Below are 22,976 nucleotides of genomic sequence, written 5' to 3' on the forward strand. Positions count from 1 at the left end.
CCCATAATAATTATGTCTATTAACAAATTTAAACATTCTTTTATCGTCAAATATATACCAGTTAAATTAAGCTATTATTGCTTATCAGAAGATAGAATAGTAACAGTATTAATAAAAAGGGATATAAATTGAAGAAATGATGATATTTTTTAAGTTTTATTTGAAGATAGCCATGATTGGTAGATGGTCGCTTAAAGCTAATCCATTTTTTCCAGGTGTAAATGGATAATTGTTTAAAACACGGCATTCAATTAAATGATCTACTATATAGCCATGAATAAAAATATAGTCGATGCGTTGTTTAGGATTATCTGATTTAAAAGTATTTTCCTTTCCAATACCAGCTCTAGCAAATGCATCAACCAACCCGATCTCCAACCATTTCTTATATGCTTTATGAATGGGTTCATGGTTTAAATCTCCCTGCAATAATATTGGAAGATTTAAATCATTTTTTAAGATCTTCAATACCTCTGAAACCTCACCTTCATGTCTCCTAGAATTAGGATCAGGATATAGATGTAAGCTATATAAGACAACTTTACCCAAATCTGTTTCAATAATACATCTACCTCCATGTCTACTAAACAAATCTCTAGTCCAATAATCTTTATTAAAGGAAAAACCTTTAACATCCAAAACCCTATATTTTGTTAAAAGTACTCCATGATAACACCAAGAACTTGGAAAAACAAAGACATTCATATCAAGCCTACTAGCAATAACATCAACAATGGAACATAAGGGGGCTTCAGAAAAAGTAATAATATCAGGATTATATCTACCCAATGCATCAGCAAACATCTTTCCAATCTCAGAGAAATCCAATCCCTTAAAGGAAGGCCAACCACCCCAACCCCTAACATTATAAGCAATACTAATCATAATTTCACATCCAAAACATATATGATCCCAACATAAATATTTTAACTTCCTTAATTTCAATTATAAGTTAATTGATAAAGCCTTGATACACTACATTAGCATTAAATTATTTTACTTAATTAGGTTCTTTACATTGCTCGAAACGTTTATTCTATAATGACATAAAGGTTCTAAAACATAATGGTAGGATTGTCTCAGTATTCAATAGAGTTATATTTTATGGTGGAGGTGGTGGAATATTTTTCATATTCTTATATTTTATTAGGATAATTATCATTACCATTGTTACTATAGTTATAATTATCGCGAAAACTATACATAATCTATAATTCTCTTCTTCCAGGGACTTACATTTAGACTCTAAAAGATTATATCTATTACTTAAATTGTTATAATCATTTTTTAGACTAGAATATTCAATTTCTAAACTACTGTACCGATCCTTCAGAGAATCATGATTTTTCTTTAAATAAGTATAGTTTAATTGAAGTTCATCATACTGGTTTCTTAATAAATTATACTCGTTTTCTAAACTACTATAATTTTTTGATAGAATGTTAAATTTGTCTGCGAGTATGTTATATTTTGATAGTAGAGAATTGTATTCGTATTCTAGAACAGTATAATTCTCTAATAAGTCATAGTATTTTTCACTTAATTTCTTATAATCCATTTTTATTTTTAAATAGTCTGATAAAAGTTTATCATTGTCCTTTAACGAGTCGATTGAAGAATAACGGACAAAGAGTGTCCAACTTGTAGGGTTAAATTCGTTTGGATAATCTTTAATTTCTGCATAGCCTTCTAAGAGGAGCTTTAAGTTTACATTTAGAAGATGTGTTGAATTATGTTTAATATAGACTAGGCAAACTAATCTATTATATTTATCCATAACATTGATATCATCAACGTCTAGATATACCTGTCTATTATATATCAACGATTTTAAAAAGTCCCTGGCCTCACTATAGCCAGGCTCTCCCTTTTCCGGAGTATTTATATCGGCGAGTCTAATCCTACCCACTGGAAACGCGTCGAAGGTATCTCCATCAACTACTTTATAAACAGTTGCAACTGTATCTACTTCTGCAAACTTTGAGGTAGAGGATGAAGTAGGGGGTTGCGGTTGTGGAGGCGGATTAGATTCTCCACCATTGGAAGATCCCCTTGTAGACAACTGAAATCGCCAATCTGAATCCGAATTCGTATCTTTACCATTAGGATACCTTGCCCAGGTTCTGTCATCATTTTCATTATCACTTTTTACAGGAGTCCTATCAATCTCATTTCCATTAGAGTCTCGTAATATAATTGACTCATCATCATTATCAAGCCACTGGGACCCACGACTATAAACATAATAGCCATGTGCTTTGATCACGGTACCTTGAGGTATATAAACAGTAACAGTTTTCCCATGAGTTGTTGAGAGGGTCCAGCCGCTAATATCAATATCAGTTGATGTAGGATTATAAAGCTCTACCCATTCTTCAACACTTAAGTAATTATCATTTCCTGGAGGATTTAGTTCAAATTCATTTATTACAATATGTCCTGATTCAGACTTCATATTTACATTAAAATAAAAAATAGATGAAAATAGGATCAAAAATATAGTATAGAAACCAGTTTTTCTTATTGCTATTTTGATCACCATTTATATTTCTAAAAAAGTTATATAAAATTTTGTCTTACTCATCAATTTCAATCCTTATGTCATAATTCATACAATTTTCTACTATTTTTTATCGATTCAGAATTGTCTTACTTTGGAGATTTATCAGAAAATTATATATTTTCTGAAATTAATATATTATCTGATAATTTATGACACAAATAATTATATCGAGGGTTGGGAGAAGGGGGGCTATATATATTCCCAAGCATGTTATGCGAATGTTAGATATAAATGAGGGGGATAGAGTTTTAATGAAAGTAGAAGATAGGAGGCTTATTTTAGAGTTTATTCCAAATCCCCTAACCCTAGCTCTTAAGATAAGAAAATGGGCTAAGACCACTGTAGAGGAGTTCGAGAAAGAATCAGAGATGATGCAAAATGAATTATATTAAAATATTGCTTGACTCCACCTATATTCTACCTAGCTTTGGGATAGAAGTAGAGGGATTAGGGGAGGAAGATATTATAAAATTGAAGATAGCTGGAATTGAAGGTAAGGTAAAATTTTATTGTCTCTCTGTAACATGGATAGAAATCATCGGTAAAGTACATAGGATGGTTGAGAAATATAAAGTAGATGTTAAAGACATTATAGATAGTGCCGTGAAATCCCTTTTAGAGTCAGGTTTTTATGAGTGGATAACACCTTCTTCCCAAGCCGTTTTAACAGCATTTAAATTAAGAATGTTGGGACATAGAGATAATATAGATAACCTATTATATGCTTCATCGCTTGAGAATAAAATGATATTCTTAACGATGGATAAAAATCTAGTAGAATTTCTAAAAGAACATGGATATAGTATTGAAAACGTTATGGATCATCAAAAACTATTTAAAAAACTTTATTGATGCAATGTTATTAAGCCTTTACCTATTTCCAATTCTTATAAAAATTTCTAATCGTATAAAATGATTTTTTAGGTGTTCCATTCATTCTCATTATTCCAAAACCAAGGTCTCCGTTCCCAGCGATCTCATTCTCATCCCATTCATGGATAAAACAACCATTCAAATCCGCTTTTCTAATAAATTTAAAATTCATTTCGAAGCATCTCGCCTGTGCTTCCTCATCATACTCAACTTCATGCTTCCTCGGATACCACCAGATAGGTCCTGCCTCAAACGCCCTATTTATTGTTTGAAATCCGATTTCACTTAATACTGCAGGTTTCCCAAAACTCTTCATCTTTAATAACAAATCTAAATAGTTATCTTTTGTCTGAGAATACAGAAACTGGTTACACATCACTATATCCATATCTTCCCAGTCTATGAGATCGAATTCCCAGGAACCTGCAGCATAGGTTATTTTGCCAGAAAAATGTTTTCTTGAAATCTCCACCAGCTCAGCTATAAAATCAATAAAACTATCCATTTTTTCTCTTAACGGTTTATGCACATATCTCTCCATATCAAGACATCTTTCAACATAACTAAATGTCCTATCACTTTCCAAATTTACCTCTAAACTTAACTCATTTCCAATCATTAAAACATCTATTCCAAAATCTTCAGCCCTTTTAGAAAAATCTCTATATATATTGACAAACTTTGACCTTGGAACAACATCATCAACCTTTGGATGAGCCCATACCTGTAATCCCTCATTCATAGCAATTTCAGTAATCTTCCATAATGTTATGCCGGTTCCCTCAAGTCTCACAGCATTTGCATACAATTCATCCCGCATCATTCTAAGTTCGTTCTCTATCCTATTAAAATCCTTTTTAAACCAACCCATAGATGTATGTAAGTACACTATCCCCCTAATTTTCATAATGATTAATCTAAAGGAGGGAACAATATTAACTTTTCCTAAAATAAATGATGTAGTCAGCTATTTAAATAACAATGATTCTTATGAGGATCTTTGCTTAATAAATTCGGTTAAATAGAAATGTCGTTTAAATAGATATGTATGTTTTATTAAAACAAGTTCTTTGGGAGCTATTTTTAGAGGTAGCAAATCTTTCTTCATCAATTTTTCTAGAATTGTAATCTGCTCATAGATAACTATTTTGGCCAGAGGTTTAGCAACCCTCCCTACTTCTCTAAGAGCTCTCCCCGGATCACTAAAATAAGATATAGCTCCCCCTATCAAAACTCTATCAAAAATATTTGGTTTAAATGGTAGATATTCAGCACAACTCTGAATTAATTCAATATTTCTCCATCCATATCTTTTAACCTTATCTAAACATATCTTTAACATTTCCTCAGATATATCAATCCCAACTATAAGACCATCAGTATACTTCCTATAGTAGGGAACATTGGAGCCGGTTCCAATACATACCTCAAGAACATTGTCTCCTTTCTCCATATTCATAGCAGAAACCACTCTATTACGCAACTCTTCTTCACAAAAACCTAAAAGACTGGCAAATCTTCCCTCAACTCTATCATAAAGTGATGCATAAAAATCATAAAAAATCCTCTGCAACCTATTATTAAATCCAAGAAAATTTCTAGCAATCATCCTCGGAATCCCATCACGGATTTCATATATCCTACCACAAGAACCACAAAGAAGCTTTCCCTCAACTATCTTATCACCACAAACCTCTTCAACCTTAAGATGAAGACTTCCATAGCACACTGGACAACAAAGATAGTCCAATAAACCCTTATCCACATATCTCACCGTTACTCAAAACAAATTTAAGACAACTATATATTAATTATCCAAGCACTTCTCATCGCTCATAATACTAAATAAGATTCACATATTTCTAAAATAACTGACTAGTTAGCAGTTTATTTACTTAAGTGAGAATTATCTCAGCCACCTTTATCTCTTTTGGAATGTATAGTTTTACATATCTCCTTCTATTACTTTCGAGGATCCTAAAGTATACTTCTTTGTTGTCCATTAGAACCCTGCCTATTTGTCCCTCCTTCTCAATTATTACATCAGCTGATACTGGCGGCTTCTTTAATATCAGCCTTATTTCATCACGTTTTCGCTTGTACTCATAGCTTATTGACCCATATCTGGTAGGATAATTCTTTACCGAGAAGGTATCCCAATCAGATGGAATTTTCGGTCTAATAAGGATCTTATCTTCTCTGTGAGATATCCCGCATATTAGATCTACAACAAAGAGGTAGTAACTCATATGTATCAGGTTTCCCGGATTACAGGGCCATCCTGGAAGCCTTTCAGTCTTGTCACTATATAGCCATGGAGCGATCCTTTTATGTTTCTCCCTCACCTTTTTATAATCTTCCATATGGGTTTTAAGCACCACTGTCTCAGGAAGAATATATTTTAGGCTCGTAGATTCCGCATACTTTAAGATTTCATTCAAGACTTTCCATGCATCATCAATAGCATCTAGGTTTAGAAGGGCTGCTGCCGTGCCGAGCTGGGCATAGCTCAAACCTATCTTACCTGTTCCTCCTGTTATAGCCCACCGATTCTCTGGTTCTACACATTGATTCTTTACTACTCTCATGGTTTCAGATATTAGATCCATTAGATTATTTTCTTCTATTTCTGGATCTAGAAGAAAGCATCCTGGTGCTGGCATAGAGTATGTGGAGAGACGTGGCTTATCTGCCTTCTCATATATTAAGTCTCTGATATAGCCGAGCTCCCCATAGAGCTTCATGAATCCCTTGAGTTGTCTTTCATAGATTTCCCACGCCTTTCTGCTCATTTCCCTTTCTCCACATTCCTCTAAAGCCCTAGATATTATCTTTAGTCCAGCCACGCATATGCTCTGCGTGTAGGGATTTCCCGCAAGCCTTTCGGATCTACAGTGATCGACTGCCTCTGTCTTGTCGAAGATTAAGCCATTCCAATGAGTAGCATAATTCAGCCATGTTATAGCTTTCTCTACACCCCTCTTAAGGTCTTCATCGAAGATCTCCGGCTTCCTCAGGAGGATCTTGCCTGCTTGGAGTAAATAGAATCCTACGCCGTCATTTGAGATCGAGACGAGCGGATTTGAGAATACCTCCTGTCCATAAAGAGAGTATGAGTCAAAGAGAAATCGATATTTCTCCATGAGATACCCATATGTCTTGATCATCTTGATGCCCAAATCCTTAAATCCGAAGCAGAAGAGGTCGTAGGCATAAATATTTCTGGGCCAAAATCCATGATGATAAATCATCTCCCCTCTGGGATCCTCTTCCGGAATTACATTGAAAATCCTTCTCTGAAGCATTGAACGAATTATCTCCACAAAGACCCCGTTAAAGCGTTGATCCGGAGAAGTAATGACTACAGGAAGTACCAGAATATCAAAGATGGAAAAGTGTAGGAAGTCTCTTCCCCTTACTAAGACTAGGAGGGGGATTATGCCTAAGTGTTTGGGAGTAAATTTAATAGTTAATTGGTATTCACCGTCTTTACGGGGGAGTTTACACTTTAGACTTGTTAGTCCATAAAGACTTATTTCCGCAGAATCCAAGTCTTTTGGCGGACCCTTTATCTTCAGTTTAATCTCGGCTTCATCATCCTTTATCAAATAAGCGCCTGGCTGAGTGATATCGGGCTCTAAAGAAACCGAGACCGAAATCGTTTTTCTTATCTCCTTGACAGATTCGCCGATGCAAATGACATATCCATAGCTCTTACCCTCAACTGAAAATTCAACATTATCTTCATCAACATTTACGTCGACATCCGTATCGAATATTAAGCATGTTTTTTGATCATGTAGTTTAAGAAGGCGATCCCGAATCTCAAATCCTTTAATCAACTCATTAAACTTTAATATCTCCTTAAATCTTTCAGGAAGCCTATGGAATATGCGATACACTATTATGCATGTGCAGTCATGCGGATGAAGATAATAATGCGTCACCGCATTCTTTCTAAGAGTCGAATCCCAACTCTTCATCTGAAATATACCCCTACCATGGCTTCTTATAAGGTCTAAATTTTCAAGTTTCACAGCGTCAAGGTCTAAGAACCAGCCCCTTTGAAGATAGCATTTAATGGTGAGATTCCCATAAACAATCCTATTTAGCGGAGATCCTGTCTCTATACCATCAACCCTATAATGACAGTTTAGTGAGAGATTGCTCACCAATGCCTCAGCGGATACAGTTTTAGGTATACACCCCTCAACAAACCTTTTAATCATTATGAAATCATCCCCGATATTTCTTCATCTTAGATGTAAATCTGAGCCCAGCAAGTTATATAATTTTTGCTTTATTGTGCATATAATTTTTCTTTGTTTTCAGTGATAGTTACTGGGTTTAGATACCAATGTTTATATTTTAACAACTTTTATTGCAAGCCATCCCCACTATACTCATCTCTAAATACTCCTAGGATGTAGAAGTAGTATCTAAATAATGCAAGTATAGCCCTCCCCTAATGCCAAACATACATATCTCTTAGTTTTAAACATCATTCAGCCTAAGCCGAAGGATAAGTTAAGAGCACCCAAACCTGTAAATTACCAACATTTAAGGAAGATATATAGTATTTTGATCATATCAAAACTTAGGAACATTTAGAACAAAATTTTCTAAGAGATATTCGCTTCTCTCTAATTTAAATATTAATGATAATTTAAAAGTGATAAATATTAATATTATTAATCAAAATATCTAAGAAGATTTTTATATGACTTGCTATACCTTAATACCTCTATTTCATGGCTGAGAATATTGCTTTTATAGGTATAAATATTAGTGGGTTTTCCTTATCATCCCTATAATTTCATCGAAATATCATTTAGAAGAAATATTGGTAATTAATAGTAGATCAAACTCTTCTAATATCCCCAAATATTTCACAGTTATAGTAAGTCTATAATACTTGAAACAGCTGCTAAAAGTATAATTCTGATGAAACCAGTTCTTCCTAGAATATATCGAGATATTTAAGAAATGATAGATTAAATAAATCAATTTAAAATAAGCTATATCCTATCTTTACATGAGGAGAAATCTCATAATAATTTTAAACAATAATATAGAATACTAGTTAAGAGTATAGAGTTAAGAGGATAATTTATATTTAACTATTATTATGATTATATTGGGTGTAATTTGTGCCCATAACTTGTTTCGTCCATATTAAGACTAGTGTTGGTAAGGCTTTCGAAGTATTAGAGAATGTAAAGAAAATTGAAGGAGTCGTAGAGGCCTATACAGTCACCGGAGAATACGATATAATTGCAAAAGTTGAGGTTAAAGATCTAAAAGACCTCGGAGACAAAGTCGTCAAAAAGATACATTCAATAGATGGAGTACTATCCACAGTAACATCCATAGCCATAATCTAATAAAATTTTCTTCTTTACCCTATCCATTTATAAGAAAAATAGATAGAGAAGACGTTAAATGGGATTAAATACTTTATCCATCACCCTAATGAGATCAACGAAATCAAAAGAAATCACTATTCAAACTGCTATCATAAGAGCAAGAGATATATAACTTTCGGCAACATTCTCATAGAAATAAAATTAAGAAACAAGGGTAGAATAGCTCTATAGTATGAATCTCACTTTTCTTTAAAATGTTTGTTTCTCTGTAAAGTATCTACTCTACTCCGAATATCAATGCACATCTGGCAAATAGAGTAATATCCCTTTGGATCCGGTTCAATGCCTTTCGACCTCGCCCATTCTACCAATCCCTTCATACCATTCTCAATTATCGCTCTCATCTCAGGAATCTTAAACGGATCATAGTTTTCTATAAGCTCTATAATGTCGGTCTCTGCTGCATTTCCAATATAAAAATCTTTACATACAGTAATCTTCCCATCAGGCTCCACACATATACTTTTCACAGAATCAAGAGGATCGGTATAAGGTATCTCACCACACCTCCCCTCAGGAATCTTTCTCCTCGGAGGTAGAAAATCCCTTAAATTAACCAAAGCCAATCCCTCCGGCTCCAACACATTGCCACTTATATCCTTTACAGGTATATCTTCAAGCTCCTCCAAAATCTTCCTAGTCCTATGATTAAACCAATTATCATCCTCCTCTGAAACAACCCAACAAGGAGCCCATGAAACATTCTCAATACCAGCATTTAAACATGCCTCAGCAGTCCTCCTAACAATATTTAGTGGAATATATTCCTGATGGAAAACATCAACAGAAATAAAAACATTATTAACACCCGATTCCACCAGTCTTCCAGCCATTTTCTCAATCTCTTCAAAACTGTTCGACCAATAACCATTCGTAATCACTTCTCTTATAGGAATCCCTACCTCCATAGCCTTTCTATGAATAGCATACACTATATCTGGAAACAACATAGGCTCCCCACCGAAAGTCATTATCGACTCAGGCCTATACTTCTCCCCAACCCTACCAACAATCTCCAAAGCCAACGACCTATCAATACATGGAGGAAATAAATCCCTCCTACAAATAGAATAACAATGCCTACACCTAGAATTACATAAATATGTAACCGCAAACTCAATCCGATCCACAGTCAAATACCTACCCATAACACCATCATTACCTATAACTACATATATACGTATAAATCTAACCTATAAATAAATCAAGTAAACCCAGCCATGAATAATGGAGAGAAATTAATCGTTACATCCTGAAGGAGGTTTCGATACCAGCTTCATTTAGGTTAAAATCCATACTTATCTATTAAAAGTAAAATAAAATATTATATAAGGAAAAGACTTTAGGTTTCACATATATGGATATTTAACTTATTCATATAATCTCTTGTTAGTGAAAGATCTAAGATCTTTTTCCTATGATTTGTAGCCTATGACTAACTATCCTTATAACTTCATCAGTAAGTTCTTTATCCGTAGAATAACATCTCATTTTTATCTCAAAATGATCTAATATCTCTAAAACCATACTAGATAACTTCACATTCTCTTTCTTAATAAACCATATCTTTTCACCGAATTCACTGGCTAAGTATACTAGTTCTATCAACTCTCCTCCTCTAGTCTCCTCTTTGTGTCTAATTAGTAGAATTGCAAGAGCATACCCTGCAATAGCTCTTAACTTTTCAAGGATAGGCACCCACCCTTCCTATTTATCGGGATTAGTTATATATTCATTGAAACAAAGACTTTTATTACAAAGTTATTCACAGTAATTGTATTGCTTTCCTGTTTGTCGGTAAACTTGCCAATACTTTTTCGGAGGAATTGAGAAATGTATAAACGCTTAATAGAATGGTCTATCGATTATACTTTTAACGTCACAAGGAGGGAGGACTTGATTTTTGGGAATATGTAACCACGAACTACGTTTCCTTTATAACAGATAGAGGTATAGCAGGTAATTATTTTGACATTACCCCCGATTTTTAGATGAGATGGAAGTTGAGAAGGTTATACAAACAGTCAAGAAAAAGAAACCAAAACTAATTTTCAGTTCTACTGTCCTTTTACCTTATTTTAGGAAAGACTATAGAAAAGTAAGAGAATGGAGAATAGGTTGCTATTATTTAGTATTACTTCTTAAACAATAAATTAACACTACTCTTGATAAAGAAATTAAAATAAACTAGTTTATTTTCAACTAGACAACAAATAGCTTAGAAAATACTTTTATTTGAGCCGTTGCTCATAAAAATATTTAGATACCCATGAGGAAGATTCTATCTTTACTTTCGATCGTAGGACTTGTGATGTTTGGTACTTGGATTTTACTTTTCTTTCTCCCTTACGAAAAATTTCAGTTGAAGAGATTCGGCCTGTAATGTTTATGACTAAACCACCAGAGTTAGTCGAGGAAAAAGTGTATACGATAAAATACGTTCGTGGAACATACCTCCGTAAAAAGGAGAGTTGGTACTCCCTACAGGAATTAACTTTCTCTAGTCCAGTACATGCAGAACAGTATTTGAATAACATTACACAAATTTTTAAAAGTATTGTTGAAAGTATAAGAACTATTACCATCGATGGTATAGACGCATACTTGATCTATAGTAGCAGTCTTAATACAACTCATTATGGAATATTTTTGATAAAGGACAATCAAATCTTATACTGTAGTGGAAAAGATGGAAGGGGTTTAAGAAGGGTGTTAAAATGGTTCATAAGAAGCTACTAGAACTTCTTGTAAATTTAGCAATAGCATTTCTTGTGTTGACTGTTAGTATAAGTGAGAGTTGTCATCTTTCTCAAGGAACGTTTTACAACAGATGTTTATCTGGTAGAAACTGTACTTCGGGGATTGATTGTGTTAGTGAGCCTGTAGTTGTGTATGATTGGATGTGGGATCTTGGTGGTTGTGATTTGGGTTGTGCAGCGGGTCAATTATATGATGTATATGATGCTAACTCTGTCCAATGTACGGGTAGTATATATGGAAAAACTTGTCAGTGTTATGTAAAAGAAGCCAAATGGAAAAAGAGTTGTAGTAATGGAGATACTTGTAAATTGAAATGGAACCCTCTTTGCGACGGTGAATTTGAAGGCAAGTGGGATGCAAGCGAAGGAAAATGTGTTAAGTGTAGTGGGAAAAGCAAGTCGAAGCGCATGCATGTGGTTATGAAGATCATAACGTTAAATGCGAATCTGCGTGCGGTGCAGCAAACAAATGCGACGAGAAAGCACCGGAAACTGGATGGTGTGAAGGTTCAGTAGCAAACCTTTGTTATGGTGATTGTAGTTATAGTTCTAGGGATTATAGTAAGGATCTATGTGACGAACCAGGCGTTCTCTGGATAAATGGAGAATGCATAGCGGACACACCGGGCTTTGGTTGTGTGGATTGTAAAATCGAAAAGGGTTGTGTTTACTACGGAGTATGGTGTGATTCAGATTCCAAGTGTGATGAAAAATCTTGTGGTGGAAGTAATTACATATGCGAATGTGACCCTTGCCAAAAACCTGAGCATTGTGAGGATGGCTACTGTTGTCTAGTAAGTGAAGGGAAGTGTAAACCTGCTGGCTACATCACTTCCGATGGAAAATATCTATGTGATCCACCTTACGGGTTCGTCAGTTCAATACAAAAAGATAACTCTTCAACTTTATTCGATTACTTGCTTAATTTCCTACATCGATTTCTATATACTCCTTAGTAATGGTACTCATTTCTAACTTTGGTTTTACAGGCTTTCCCTCATAGGCACTTTTAAAGATTTCTGGATTTACCAGTTTATAGTCTGAAGTTATCCAGCCGTAGAAGCAGATCCATCTTCCTTCTTTGTCTATCCAGATTGCTGGTTCAGCATGCATATGACCACCACTAGGATAAATGGCACGTGTAACTCTGGTTTTTTCACCTACTAATAAGCCGAGTAGTGCAGTATACCGTGGAACTGTTTGCTCAGACATGTTCGGAACTATTCCTCTTCCATTCTCTTTAATACAATCTGCAGATAAGTAAGAGGGATATCCTATTAAGAACACTATCTTATCTCCATACTTCTCCCTTATGTAATCCAAGTTAAGCTTATACTGCTCTGCACACTTTTCCCAGTTTATATCTAAGCCGATAGCCACCCCATAAGCCTCACCTACTATGAAATCGTACTTCTTCATCACGTCTGGGTATCCAGGCATACGTAAGTGTACCACACTTTCTTTATCGTTAAAGTCCATCCAGAAATTGTCTGCGAGCCATTCCTCAGGAGATTTACCAGACTCGTCAGGCGTAACGTTCTTAATAGCGACTTCAAGTTTCTTTTCAGGAGAGGCGTTCCAATAATTTTCGCCAGTTTTTATATCTATGTGGAAGAGTTGTATATGAAGTATATCAATACTTCCATCTGGCTTATCAATCCTTCCAAGCTCTCTCTGCTTCATCAAAAATTCGATATGCGGCTTAAGAACCATGGCATAAACGAATTCTTCACCCTTCACCTTATCAAAGCCCTTACCATAAATAACGATTTCAACTTGCTCTATAGCAGTCCTAAAGTCCTTTGGATACTTCTTTATCAATTCAGGAACAAACTTCGTAAGCAAAGTACCTATGTGTAGTTGCTTGTTACTCAAACCTTCGATTATCTCTGGATTTTCCTGTATAACTTCTAAAAAGCCTTTCAAACCAGCATCGTAGAGCTGTGGTAACAGCTTTTCACCATTATAAGCTACTAGCTTATCTACGTAAGCTATGCTTGCTTCGTTCAACTTTTTAAAGCTGTTAGTCGGGTCAAACATGTTAGTTTTATCGTCAACAGCTTCAGTTACGTTGCTCTTTCCGTCCCTATCCCAATCGCTCGTTGTAATGCTTTCTCCTTTACCAACAACTCTATCAACCAAAGCCTTAAGCTCATAATCCTCCAAATTTAACAACTCGTTAACGAATTCCTTCATCTTCCCTGGGTTCTGCATAGCGTAGTTGAGTAATTGTTCAACTACTAGTTTTGCTGCATTCTCACCATAGCCCAAATCCAAAATTCTTTTTTGCAAAGCAAAAGCTAGTTTTGCTGCGTCAAGCTTTTCAACATCGCTTGCATCAACGCCATCGTTAAACAAACTTTCAACGATTCTAACAAAACCTTCATAGTTTCTGGCATCTTCTGGCAAACTTGCCACGATTTCTATGGCCTGTTGAGCTTCAGTAGTAAGCATCCCATCAGTAGTTTCGTTGACTTTCTTAACTAGCGTCCATGCTCTCTCATCTGGTTTTAAGCCTCTTTCCAAACCGTACCTAAGGATGCCATCGTAAGTGAACGGGCTCCCACCAACTTCCCTTTCAGTTATTTCACCACTATTAACCTTTACCTGCACGAAACCGTCGTTATCAATGTCATTGATCTTTTTAACTTCATCTTCCGTTACTCTATGGTCGGAAGTTACCTCATCCACTAGCTTTAGAATTCTATCCCTAACACCCTCATAATTTTTTAACGTACCATTGATAACTTTTACCAAATCCCTCCCTTGCTGAGTATCATCAACTCTTTTCAAGTATTCGAGTAACGTCCCGTCATTTATCTCGTGCTTACTTGCATAAACGTTCAAGTTCGGTTTGTTTGGATCAGTTCCCCATCCCCTCTCAACAACATCCTTTACACCATCGCCATCTACGTCTCTATTGTTCACATAATTTAAATAAGCTAAATAACCAGCAATACCTCCAACACCAGCTGCAACAGAAGCTATGATTACGTTACGTAACGTGTTTTTGGCACGTGGGTCTGTGTTGCTTATCTCTATTCCAAACTTTCTATTACTAAGTTCCTTATTTTTTACATCAAGCTTAGGCCTGTAAGTAAGGTCTAACGTAGGCATAGCTTTCAATTAAAAATTGATTATCTTTTGTATTTAAAGTTTTGTACTACGAAGTAGTAGTTAAGATTCACCTTCTCTAGAAATTTATTTACTATTATTTAGTAATAAATTTAAATAAACACGCACAATTAAGATTCAGTATGAAAAATTCCGTAGACTTTCACCCGATGTACGAGAGAGACTTATGTCTAGCTCTGTATACGATAAAAACGACTCCATGGCATAAGTTACCCACAGCGAAGGCAAGGTATCTTCACTCTATTCTGAACCTCGATAGACCAGAGTACAAGGCAACTTTAGAGGCGTTAACCGCTTACTTAGCTTACAAAACACTCAGATATTCTAACCCAAACGCCGCAAAACGCTTTGCGATAGAAACCGTAACCTTTCGGCCTTTCCTTTTGCTGGATGATGACGAAATGAAGTGGGTCGTTACTAATTTACCGCCTTACCCATTAGTTCTAAATCGTGTACTAGAGAAGCATGGACTTTACGATGCGTTGTCATCTTACCTTAAGCGCCAAGACATAGAGATCAGTAGAGCAGAGTTAAAGGAGCTTGTAATCGGGAGGAATTGGAGAATAGCTGAGAAAATAAAAGACGAGTATTGTAGGAAGCACCGCAGTTTAGGAAGGATTGCAAGGTACGTTCCAGACCGATTGTGGAGGTATGGGTTGAACCTTCTTATCAACAGAAATATGAGAAAAATTGCCCATAAAGCAAGGGAAAACTTAGAGATTGAAGGAGCCGACTCATGGAGGAGTTACTTAGCGTTCTGGAGAGGATACTTGCCCGTTTTCCTTTTCCAATTGTACCTATACAAATCAAGGCCAGATGATCCGTTGAGCGTTATGTCAGCTTTAATTTCAAGCTACCTGGCCATCTCTACTCCTTTAACCTACATAAGCTACAAACTAAAGGAGCGTGGTGTTGAAAAGGCAAGGCTTTTGAATTACTTAAAAACGTTTATATGGCTCGTTCGATCACCTATTATGGCAATCGAGACTATGATAGAAATGAAAGTTGGGAGTAAATACCTACAGTATCCAGTGGAGGTTCTGGAGAAAAGGGGAAAGTTAGGCTGGGTCTTGGGCGAAGTTATACAACATGGAAGAATACCGCTAGGACCTTATGTGCTTACGTACCTCGACTTACCTGATGGAAGAGGATTCGTGAAAAGAAGAACTTCGGTAGAAGAAATGAAAAATGCTGTACTTCAAGCTCTAGAGGATGCCAAAAGACTAGGAATATTTCCACAGGCCCTGATAGACTTGACAAGAGAAGATGTAGAGCATGGTGTAATACCCGTTAGAAAGTTAACGGATTATACCGTAGGAAAGACTGCTAGAACTGTTTTGGTCACTGAGAAAGAACTGGCAGAGTTGTACTTACCCATTGCTGAAGAGATTATAAAGAATAAAGGGTTGGATGAGTCTCCCAGCGAGGTTGCTGCAACGCTCGTTCTTTCCAACAGGGATAAACTCTTACCCTTCCCCTTCGAGGAAGAGGGTACCTCATTGAGTTTGGAAAGGTATTGGTACAAGATTGAGATCTCAGACACGGTAAGCGGCGATTTGTTGAAAGCGTTAGCAACTAAGGAAGTTCTGGCTCTACTATTCCTTAGAGTCTACGAGCAAGTCGTGAATCGAATTTTTGACCGTTTTACCGGTTCCGAAAGTTAGATCCTAGTCAACGTAGAAAATAAAAGTAGTTTTACTGTGATATATAAAGAAAGCTGGTAACATGGAGTGGCCACTATACTTTAGGGATGAACTCGTAATTGGAAACGTAAAAAGAACGTAGATATCTGTACGCTGTGGATGAAGAAGGATATTGTCAAAAGCTTTTGCCCAGGAGTCTGTACAGCGTTATAGGAAATCTCTATACGACGTATGGATCGAACTATCTCATCAGGAACGTCCTTGCAAATCATAGGATAAGGTACATAATACTTCTTGGGCCAGACCTCACTGGAAGTGGGGAAGCATTGATAAAGTTAATTCAGCATGGAGTTGAGGAAGACGGAAAAATAAAAGGGACGAAGATCTACATAGATAGAAACATATCGTTACGCCTTTTGGAAATTTTCAGAAGGAATGTAAAAGTAGTGGACATGAGAGGTAAAATGTGCATTCTAAAAGTTTAATGTCTCTAAAAGTTTAATTATTTCTTCCAAATCTCCTTTAAACTCCTCGATCCTAGGGGTTACCTTATAGATAGTATTTCTTCCCAAGATGCTTTTAGTGAGTAACTCTGCTTCAATTAATCTTGTTAAGTGAAAATTTATAGCATTGGGATTTACCTTCAACTTTAAAACCTCTTCTATGAATTCAACCAACCTACTCCATGAAACTTCTTTATTGGAATAAAGAATAGCCAATATCAGCAATCTATATGGATTAGCCAATATCTCATACCTTTTACTAATCTTTTCAAGAACATCTCTCAACTCTATATCACTCATTTTCATCCCAAGTAAAAATATACGTACAACTATTTATACTTAATTAATTTAAGTTAACCATGTTAACTTAACCTCACCAAACATCCCCTCTTCTGAGTACTAAACCTCCCATAAAATTTCTAATATTATTGGTGGAAATTCTACAAGTGTAGGTTTCCGCAATATTCTTCACTTATCTTCTCTCCTTTCTCATATCTTTCTACAACGATACTCGTATCAACTACAGTCATCGCAACCTTTCCTTCTCTCTCCTCCTCATTCTCTCAAGATTTTTTAATTCTTCTTTTAGGCTCATTTCAGTAAAATTTGTACCCGGATACATAAGAGCTAAATATATCCTATAAAGATTCATACCTATTTTACCCTTCATAGCCTCAACTAAAAGAAACTTTATTATACGGTAGAGCACTATTTTATGGAATTTCATACATTATAGATAGCCTAAGAATATATAAGATTATTTTTAGGTTTCAACAAATTTCATTAAAATACTAGGTAAGAGAATTAAGCCTATATGGTTGAGCTTGCTGCCAAATTTCCTCCATTGCTTGCTGAAGTATTGAAGGTATTTGATATAAATATATTCCGAGGTCAAAATTTTTCCAAAGACTCCGATATAACAGATTTGCCGAACTCACTATAGCTTTCTCTTCATTACTATACGTTTTTGCATGTAGGCTTATCTCCCTTCTCTTCACATATCTAATCTCTATTTCAATACGATCCTTTAGTTCAGTCAATATTTTAATAGCTTCTCTTATTTTAGATCCTAGATAAAACTAAATTTTATATATTATTATAGGTATCACATACTATTATGAAAAGGCAAAGCAATATCACTTTTATTTTAATAATTGTTGTTTTAATTTGTTTTTCGATAGGAAGTAATGCTTTATCTAAGCCAATTTTTAGCATTTTATCCACTCTAAAGGATGATGAAGGTGATGCTGCTTTCGACTATATAGATATTATTAGTTCTCAAATAGGATTGGATAAGGAAAATAATTTGATACTGACTATTACTGTTAAGGGCTTGATTCCTTCTAAAATAAGCTGTAACTGGTTAATCTATAGATGGAGGTTTGATATAGACTTATCTTCGTCAACAGGCTATTATTTTGCAGGAATGGGAAATGATTATACTCTTGAGGTAGTTTATCGACCTAAATATGGTTGGAGTGGTTGGCTTATAAATGAAGAGACCCATCAACATGAACTTGTTCTTGATGAAAATGCTATATGTATTGAAGAGAACACAATATATGTTGTTTTAAATAATGAATATCTTTACTTTTTAGGTAATAAAACAAAGTGGATTTCAGAAACATTAGTAAATATTGACAATATAGATTATACTGATATAGGTTCTAACACTTGTGGTATTTTTACTATTAATAAACCTAAAATAAGTGTAAAAATAGTATTTCCTACCCCCTTTAATGCCTTAAGTACTTATGAGATAATACATGTAAATGTTTCACTTAATGTAGATAATGTAAAAATATTTTATGCTTTTAAGACAACAGTTGGAAGATTTTTTGAAGTGAAAAAATGGATATATATTGGTGAAACTAAGCCGCAAAATGGTATAGCTAAATTTAAAGTTTCTTTGGAACATATTCCTGAAGGAGCTAGAATTGCATTTAAAGCAGTAGCTTCAATAAATAGGTGGAAAGCTGTAGATATAGTTGGAGTTGGTAATGAGTGGATAATCAAGGGAGTAAAAATAGATTGTGGCCGAATAAAAATTCTTGCTCCAACCTATTTTAAAGAAACTGCTGAAAAATATACGCTGTGCGCTGTGTTAAATGCCATGTATAATATAATGATAGATGCATATGGATATGATCCAAATGATGGGAAAATTCAGTATTTTACGATAGAAAAAGGTGCAAGGGGAGGAGCCTGGTCAGGTAATCCGATTACAATTAGTGAAGATGCTTGGCTTTCTGATCTAACCTATATGTGGATAGTTTATGGCCATGAACTTGGCCACAATTTTCATGGGGCAAGTATAAAGTATTATCAGATATTTGGTGAACCAGGAATCAAAGAACCTTATACAGAAAATATAGCAAGTCTTCTAGGTGTATATGCACTAGATTATATTATCCAGCATCGAGACAGGTTTCCTGAAATCAGTGATTTAGCAATAAATTCAATTAAAAAATGGTTAAAATGGGAATATAGTTGGCCTAAAGAGGAGAAAATTCTCAATAATTATTTATCTAAGGGCAAGAATTATTCTTATATATCAATTGAAGTTGTAGGAGCTATTAATAAATATTTGAAGAATAAATATGGAAGATTAACCTTCATGAAAAGATTCTTTAGACTTTTCTATCCACCTTCAGAACGATATCCTATTAAAATAAGTAGTGAAGAAGAGCAAGCCACAGTATGGGCTGCAATGATAAGTGCAGCGGCTAATGAAGATCTTTCGGACATGTTTAAGTCGAAATGGGGTTATCCAATACAAAGTGATTTATTTAAAAGCTATTATATGTTATTTAAAAATCATCTAGACATGTATTTTAACATGTCTCCCTTTAATATTAACTTGATGCATAGCTTAGAAGGGAATAAAGTTATAATAAAAATGAAATTAGATCCCTATGTTAAAGCTGAAGCATGTCTTGAATTGATTTCTCCAAGTGGAAACAAAAGTATCTTTACTCGTTACGTAGCATATCCTGGAATATTAGAATATTCGCTTAGGCTTAATGAGTATGGATTATGGAAATATAAAGTAAAGATAAGCATAAATGATTTAAACCAGAAAATAGAAAGTGAATGGAACTACATAGATTATCGCGAAAATGTAACAATAAAAATTGCCACCGAACCTGAAGGATTAACAATATTGATTGATGGAAAAACATATAATTTTAGTAATATTTTTGAATGGGAAAAAGGCTCAAAACATATTATCGAGATAATTCCTTACATAAATTACAGCAACACTAGGTATGTTTTTGAAAAATGGAACGATGATTGTAGAGATTATCGAAGAACAATAATGGTTAATGATTCAACAACGCTAATTGCAATATATCATAAAGAATATTTGGTGACAGTGATTTCGAAATATGGTGAAATAAAAGGAAAGGGATGGTATAGGAAGGGAGAAACGGTAGTTATACAAATAACTCCAACTCTAGTAAAAAATGAAGCTGGTGAATTCATTTTTCAGGGATTTGAGATAGTTTCTGGCTCAGCACATATTATTGATGAAAAAACAAAAGATGGTAAAATAATTATAAAAGTGGAAGGCCCTGTAACTCTTAGAGCTCAATGGATGCAAAAACAAAATGTGAATAGTAACTTATTAGGTATCGTGGTGGTTATGTTTATAGTATTAATGATACTGATAATTGTTTATAAAAACTTTATACTTAAATCTAAATTACATAAAATACCAAAAGATAGACATGTAAAATCAGGATAATATACATTTTCTAGTGTATTAATATAGGGGATTTAACATTATGATTAAAAGACTGGTAAGTATGATGTAAGGAAAATCATATATATTTTCATATGTGGATTGACGGTATTATATTTACGTATCTACTTTCAGATATTTTTACATACGTGAGAATCGATAGAGTATTGACGGATATAATGTAGCGCTGCATCCAAGTGGAGAAATACTCTTTGGACAAAATCACCATTAGGAACAAAGAATATGATGGAAAGGATTAGTCAAAAATTCTTCAATGATGCTGACAAAACGATATATGGCTAAAATCTATTATCTAAACAAGTTTCATTAAGAGTTATAAAGATAAACCTGTTAAATATCTTTTAACTTTACCTCTTTTCTCCGCTCTATAGTATTCTATTAATGCTGTTCTAGGATCTTCTGCACATATTATTTTTATTCCAATCCTTTCACTATGACCTCTATCCTCAAACCTAACTATATACTCCACTATAAACATCTTTTTTCTAAAATTTAAATATGAGGCATAAAGCTTCACATCCAATATATTTCCAAGAATCCTTCTAATAAGATTCTCAACAAGTCTAAAAGGCCCAAACCAATCCCTACTAAACAAGTCAACAATATCAAAGAAACTATAAGGCAATTCAATAAACCTATCATCCAAATAAACATATGACACCATAATAAAATGATATACAAAACAGTATTTAAAGATTACAATAAAGATACTCTATATAGTTAACCTATAATGTTTCTAGAAACAAGTACTATACTATGTCCCTATAACCTTCTTTCACAGGCCAAAGTTGCTATTCTTCTCAGGATTGTTAAAAATCCCTTCGAGGAATTCTCAAATTCTTTAGGAAGTCTAACTATGAATAGACTTCCTCCTTTAAAGAGATAGTTTTTCACTAAACTCTGAGAAATATATTTCCTTCAACATTCTATGAAGAATTATATCGCTCTCTATCAAACTAACATTTTAACTCCAGATTTCCTGGAGACAAACGAGACAAATTCAGATAATTCCCGCATTCTCAACAACCCTTGAAACAGTTTTTGGATAAAACTTCAAATAAGCCTTAACTTTACTCTTCTCTAAACTCTTAGAATAGTCTTCAAGCATAGAAATTATCCTCTCCTCAGCCACCCCCCTATATCTAAATATATAGATAAAATCTAGAACAGTCTTTTCGGGATCAGAAAATCTTAAAGAATTCTTACTTACAACTCCAAATCCGAAAAGCTTATTCTTCAACTTAATAAACTTAACTTTTTCACCCCCAATAACTATTTCCTTCGGTCTAAATATTTTATTATTCAATACAAATATAGTTCCAAAAAATTCATGAGATAAACCGTTTAAAAGCAAAGCTGTATATAAACCAAAATACCAGTTTATCTTAAGCCTATCCATCCCAAGAAAAATCAACCTATAAACATCCATAGATTTCTCAAACTTAAACTCATCATAAGTCTTAACATAATATAAACCCCTAAGAATCCTAACCAAATAACCATAAGTTATCATATAATTTATCGTATTCCTAGGATTAGCCTTAAACTTTTTACAAACATCCTCAACCTCACCTCTAGTAACCACCGAACCTCCAAACCTTGAAAGCAGATATTTAATTAACATACCATCACAATCTAGATATATAACTAGTCTATAAAAAATTTTTGATTGTTATATAAATAACTATAAAAGAATCCACTTTTCAATCCTCAACAGACCCTCTCAACCTTCAACCAAATACCTATTCCAAGTCTTCACAGAAATAATTTTCCCTAAATTCCCATCAAAAGATATGGAAGGGTAAAGAATAACTAAATGTCTCTGCAAGATGCATCATATATCTATTTGGAGAAAGCATAAACACTATTGGGCATATCTCTGATCTTCCAAAACTTTGTGTCTAAGAAACACTGATACTTCAGAGATTGGTAAAACTATACTATATTATTTTATATTCTTCTACGAGTTTTTCAATAATATTTTTCTGTTTTCTATCTATGAACCAACCTATACCACTCCGTTCACTGGGATGAAATAGGAAAACTATCTTGGCTGTCCAACCTCCAATTTGAATACTAGTTATATTTCCCAAAATCTGTAGCCAAAGCCTCTCTCTCCAATCCTTTACACGAAGGGTGGGATGCAGAGAATCTTCATAGTTCCTTAAAATCCAAGAACTAGCCATACCTCCAACACATATGATTAGAGACGGCTTTAATACCTCTATCTCTCTTCTCAAATATTTATCGGCACAAGCATTCACATTAAATTTCCTCCTCTTCCTTCTAAAATTTCCAGGACATTTAA

21 protein-coding genes are annotated in these 22,976 nt (G+C 34.5%); 8 read left to right on the forward strand and 13 right to left on the reverse strand.

Annotated elements, in window-relative coordinates; genetic code table 11:
- Positions 1–156: 156 nt before the first annotated feature.
- Together LWW95_09855 and LWW95_09860 are read right to left on the reverse strand one after the other, a co-directional pair.
- Positions 157–885, reverse strand: coding sequence for an endonuclease/exonuclease/phosphatase family protein (locus LWW95_09855; protein ID MDL1957327.1), 729 nt, complete (start codon positions 883–885; stop codon positions 157–159).
- 217 nt (positions 886–1,102) lie between these two features.
- The gene (locus tag LWW95_09860; protein ID MDL1957328.1) at positions 1,103–2,455 is read right to left on the reverse strand and encodes a lamin tail domain-containing protein; all 1,353 of its coding nucleotides are present in this window, start codon (positions 2,453–2,455) and stop codon (positions 1,103–1,105) included.
- Positions 2,456–2,814: 359 nt separating this feature from the next.
- On the opposite strand from LWW95_09860, the gene LWW95_09865 reads away from it, so the two are divergent.
- Both LWW95_09865 and LWW95_09870 read left to right on the forward strand, forming a co-directional pair.
- Entirely contained in the window at positions 2,815–2,955 is a 141-nt protein-coding gene (locus tag LWW95_09865) for a hypothetical protein (protein ID MDL1957329.1), read from the forward strand.
- A complete protein-coding gene (locus LWW95_09870) occupies positions 2,942–3,415 on the forward strand; it encodes a hypothetical protein (protein MDL1957330.1) in 474 nt (157 codons plus the stop codon). The genes LWW95_09865 and LWW95_09870 overlap by 14 nt, the downstream gene beginning before the upstream one ends.
- Positions 3,416–3,437: 22 nt before the next feature.
- On the opposite strand, the gene LWW95_09875 is transcribed toward LWW95_09870, so the two are convergent.
- The 3 genes from LWW95_09875 to LWW95_09885 all read right to left on the reverse strand — a co-directional run bounded on the left by LWW95_09875 (position 3,438) and on the right by LWW95_09885 (position 7,665).
- Entirely contained in the window at positions 3,438–4,343 is a 906-nt protein-coding gene (locus tag LWW95_09875; GenBank protein MDL1957331.1) for a hypothetical protein, read from the reverse strand.
- An 81-nt stretch (positions 4,344–4,424) separates the two neighbouring features.
- Positions 4,425–5,201, reverse strand: a complete 777-nt coding sequence (locus LWW95_09880) for a class I SAM-dependent methyltransferase (GenBank protein MDL1957332.1) — start codon at positions 5,199–5,201, stop codon at positions 4,425–4,427.
- A gap of 130 nt (positions 5,202–5,331) precedes the next feature.
- Complete coding sequence (locus LWW95_09885; protein ID MDL1957333.1) at positions 5,332–7,665, reverse strand: hypothetical protein; 2,334 nt, start codon at positions 7,663–7,665, stop codon at positions 5,332–5,334.
- A gap of 921 nt (positions 7,666–8,586) precedes the next feature.
- On the opposite strand from LWW95_09885, the gene LWW95_09890 reads away from it, so the two are divergent.
- Positions 8,587–8,820, forward strand: coding sequence for an Lrp/AsnC ligand binding domain-containing protein (locus LWW95_09890; protein ID MDL1957334.1), 234 nt, complete (start codon positions 8,587–8,589; stop codon positions 8,818–8,820).
- 221 nt (positions 8,821–9,041) lie between these two features.
- Here LWW95_09890 and LWW95_09895 read toward each other — a convergent pair whose 3' ends face one another.
- On the reverse strand, positions 9,042–10,010 hold the full coding sequence (locus LWW95_09895) for a radical SAM protein (protein ID MDL1957335.1): 969 nt from the start codon (positions 10,008–10,010) through the stop codon (positions 9,042–9,044).
- Positions 10,011–10,263: 253 nt separating this feature from the next.
- Positions 10,264–10,560, reverse strand: a complete 297-nt coding sequence (locus LWW95_09900; GenBank protein MDL1957336.1) for a hypothetical protein — start codon at positions 10,558–10,560, stop codon at positions 10,264–10,266.
- A gap of 298 nt (positions 10,561–10,858) precedes the next feature.
- Here LWW95_09900 and LWW95_09905 point away from each other — a divergent pair, with 298 nt between their 5' ends.
- Positions 10,859–11,014: a hypothetical protein gene (locus tag LWW95_09905; protein MDL1957337.1), complete on the forward strand. Its 156-nt coding sequence runs from the start codon at positions 10,859–10,861 to the stop codon at positions 11,012–11,014.
- 565 nt (positions 11,015–11,579) lie between these two features.
- The gene (locus tag LWW95_09910) at positions 11,580–12,137 is read left to right on the forward strand and encodes a hypothetical protein (GenBank protein ID MDL1957338.1); all 558 of its coding nucleotides are present in this window, start codon (positions 11,580–11,582) and stop codon (positions 12,135–12,137) included.
- Positions 12,138–12,542: 405 nt separating this feature from the next.
- Here LWW95_09910 and LWW95_09915 read toward each other — a convergent pair whose 3' ends face one another.
- Positions 12,543–14,738: a thrombospondin type 3 repeat-containing protein gene (locus LWW95_09915; protein ID MDL1957339.1), complete on the reverse strand. Its 2,196-nt coding sequence runs from the start codon at positions 14,736–14,738 to the stop codon at positions 12,543–12,545.
- A 140-nt stretch (positions 14,739–14,878) separates the two neighbouring features.
- Here LWW95_09915 and LWW95_09920 point away from each other — a divergent pair, with 140 nt between their 5' ends.
- Positions 14,879–16,420 (forward strand): hypothetical protein, encoded by a 1,542-nt coding sequence (locus tag LWW95_09920; protein MDL1957340.1) that lies wholly within the window; start codon positions 14,879–14,881, stop codon positions 16,418–16,420.
- 134 nt (positions 16,421–16,554) lie between these two features.
- Positions 16,555–16,884, forward strand: coding sequence for a hypothetical protein (locus LWW95_09925; protein ID MDL1957341.1), 330 nt, complete (start codon positions 16,555–16,557; stop codon positions 16,882–16,884).
- On the opposite strand, the gene LWW95_09930 is transcribed toward LWW95_09925, so the two are convergent.
- Complete coding sequence (locus LWW95_09930) at positions 16,873–17,202, reverse strand: helix-turn-helix domain-containing protein (GenBank protein MDL1957342.1); 330 nt, start codon at positions 17,200–17,202, stop codon at positions 16,873–16,875. The genes LWW95_09925 and LWW95_09930 overlap by 12 nt on opposite strands.
- Before the next feature lie 226 nt (positions 17,203–17,428).
- Complete coding sequence (locus LWW95_09935) at positions 17,429–17,572, reverse strand: hypothetical protein (protein ID MDL1957343.1); 144 nt, start codon at positions 17,570–17,572, stop codon at positions 17,429–17,431.
- A gap of 447 nt (positions 17,573–18,019) precedes the next feature.
- Here LWW95_09935 and LWW95_09940 point away from each other — a divergent pair, with 447 nt between their 5' ends.
- Positions 18,020–20,650: a hypothetical protein gene (locus LWW95_09940; protein MDL1957344.1), complete on the forward strand. Its 2,631-nt coding sequence runs from the start codon at positions 18,020–18,022 to the stop codon at positions 20,648–20,650.
- Positions 20,651–20,981: 331 nt separating this feature from the next.
- Here the strand turns inward: LWW95_09940 and LWW95_09945 are convergent, their stop codons facing one another.
- The 3 genes from LWW95_09945 to LWW95_09955 all read right to left on the reverse strand — a co-directional run.
- The gene (locus LWW95_09945; GenBank protein MDL1957345.1) at positions 20,982–21,332 is read right to left on the reverse strand and encodes a hypothetical protein; all 351 of its coding nucleotides are present in this window, start codon (positions 21,330–21,332) and stop codon (positions 20,982–20,984) included.
- 336 nt (positions 21,333–21,668) lie between these two features.
- Positions 21,669–22,253, reverse strand: coding sequence for a hypothetical protein (locus tag LWW95_09950; GenBank protein MDL1957346.1), 585 nt, complete (start codon positions 22,251–22,253; stop codon positions 21,669–21,671).
- 355 nt (positions 22,254–22,608) lie between these two features.
- Positions 22,609–22,976: hypothetical protein (locus LWW95_09955; protein MDL1957347.1), on the reverse strand; the 368-nt coding region annotated here is incomplete at its 5' end.

The organism is Candidatus Desulfofervidus auxilii, assembly GCA_030262725.1.
Classification (GTDB): domain Bacteria; phylum Desulfobacterota; class Desulfofervidia; order Desulfofervidales; family Desulfofervidaceae; genus JAJSZS01.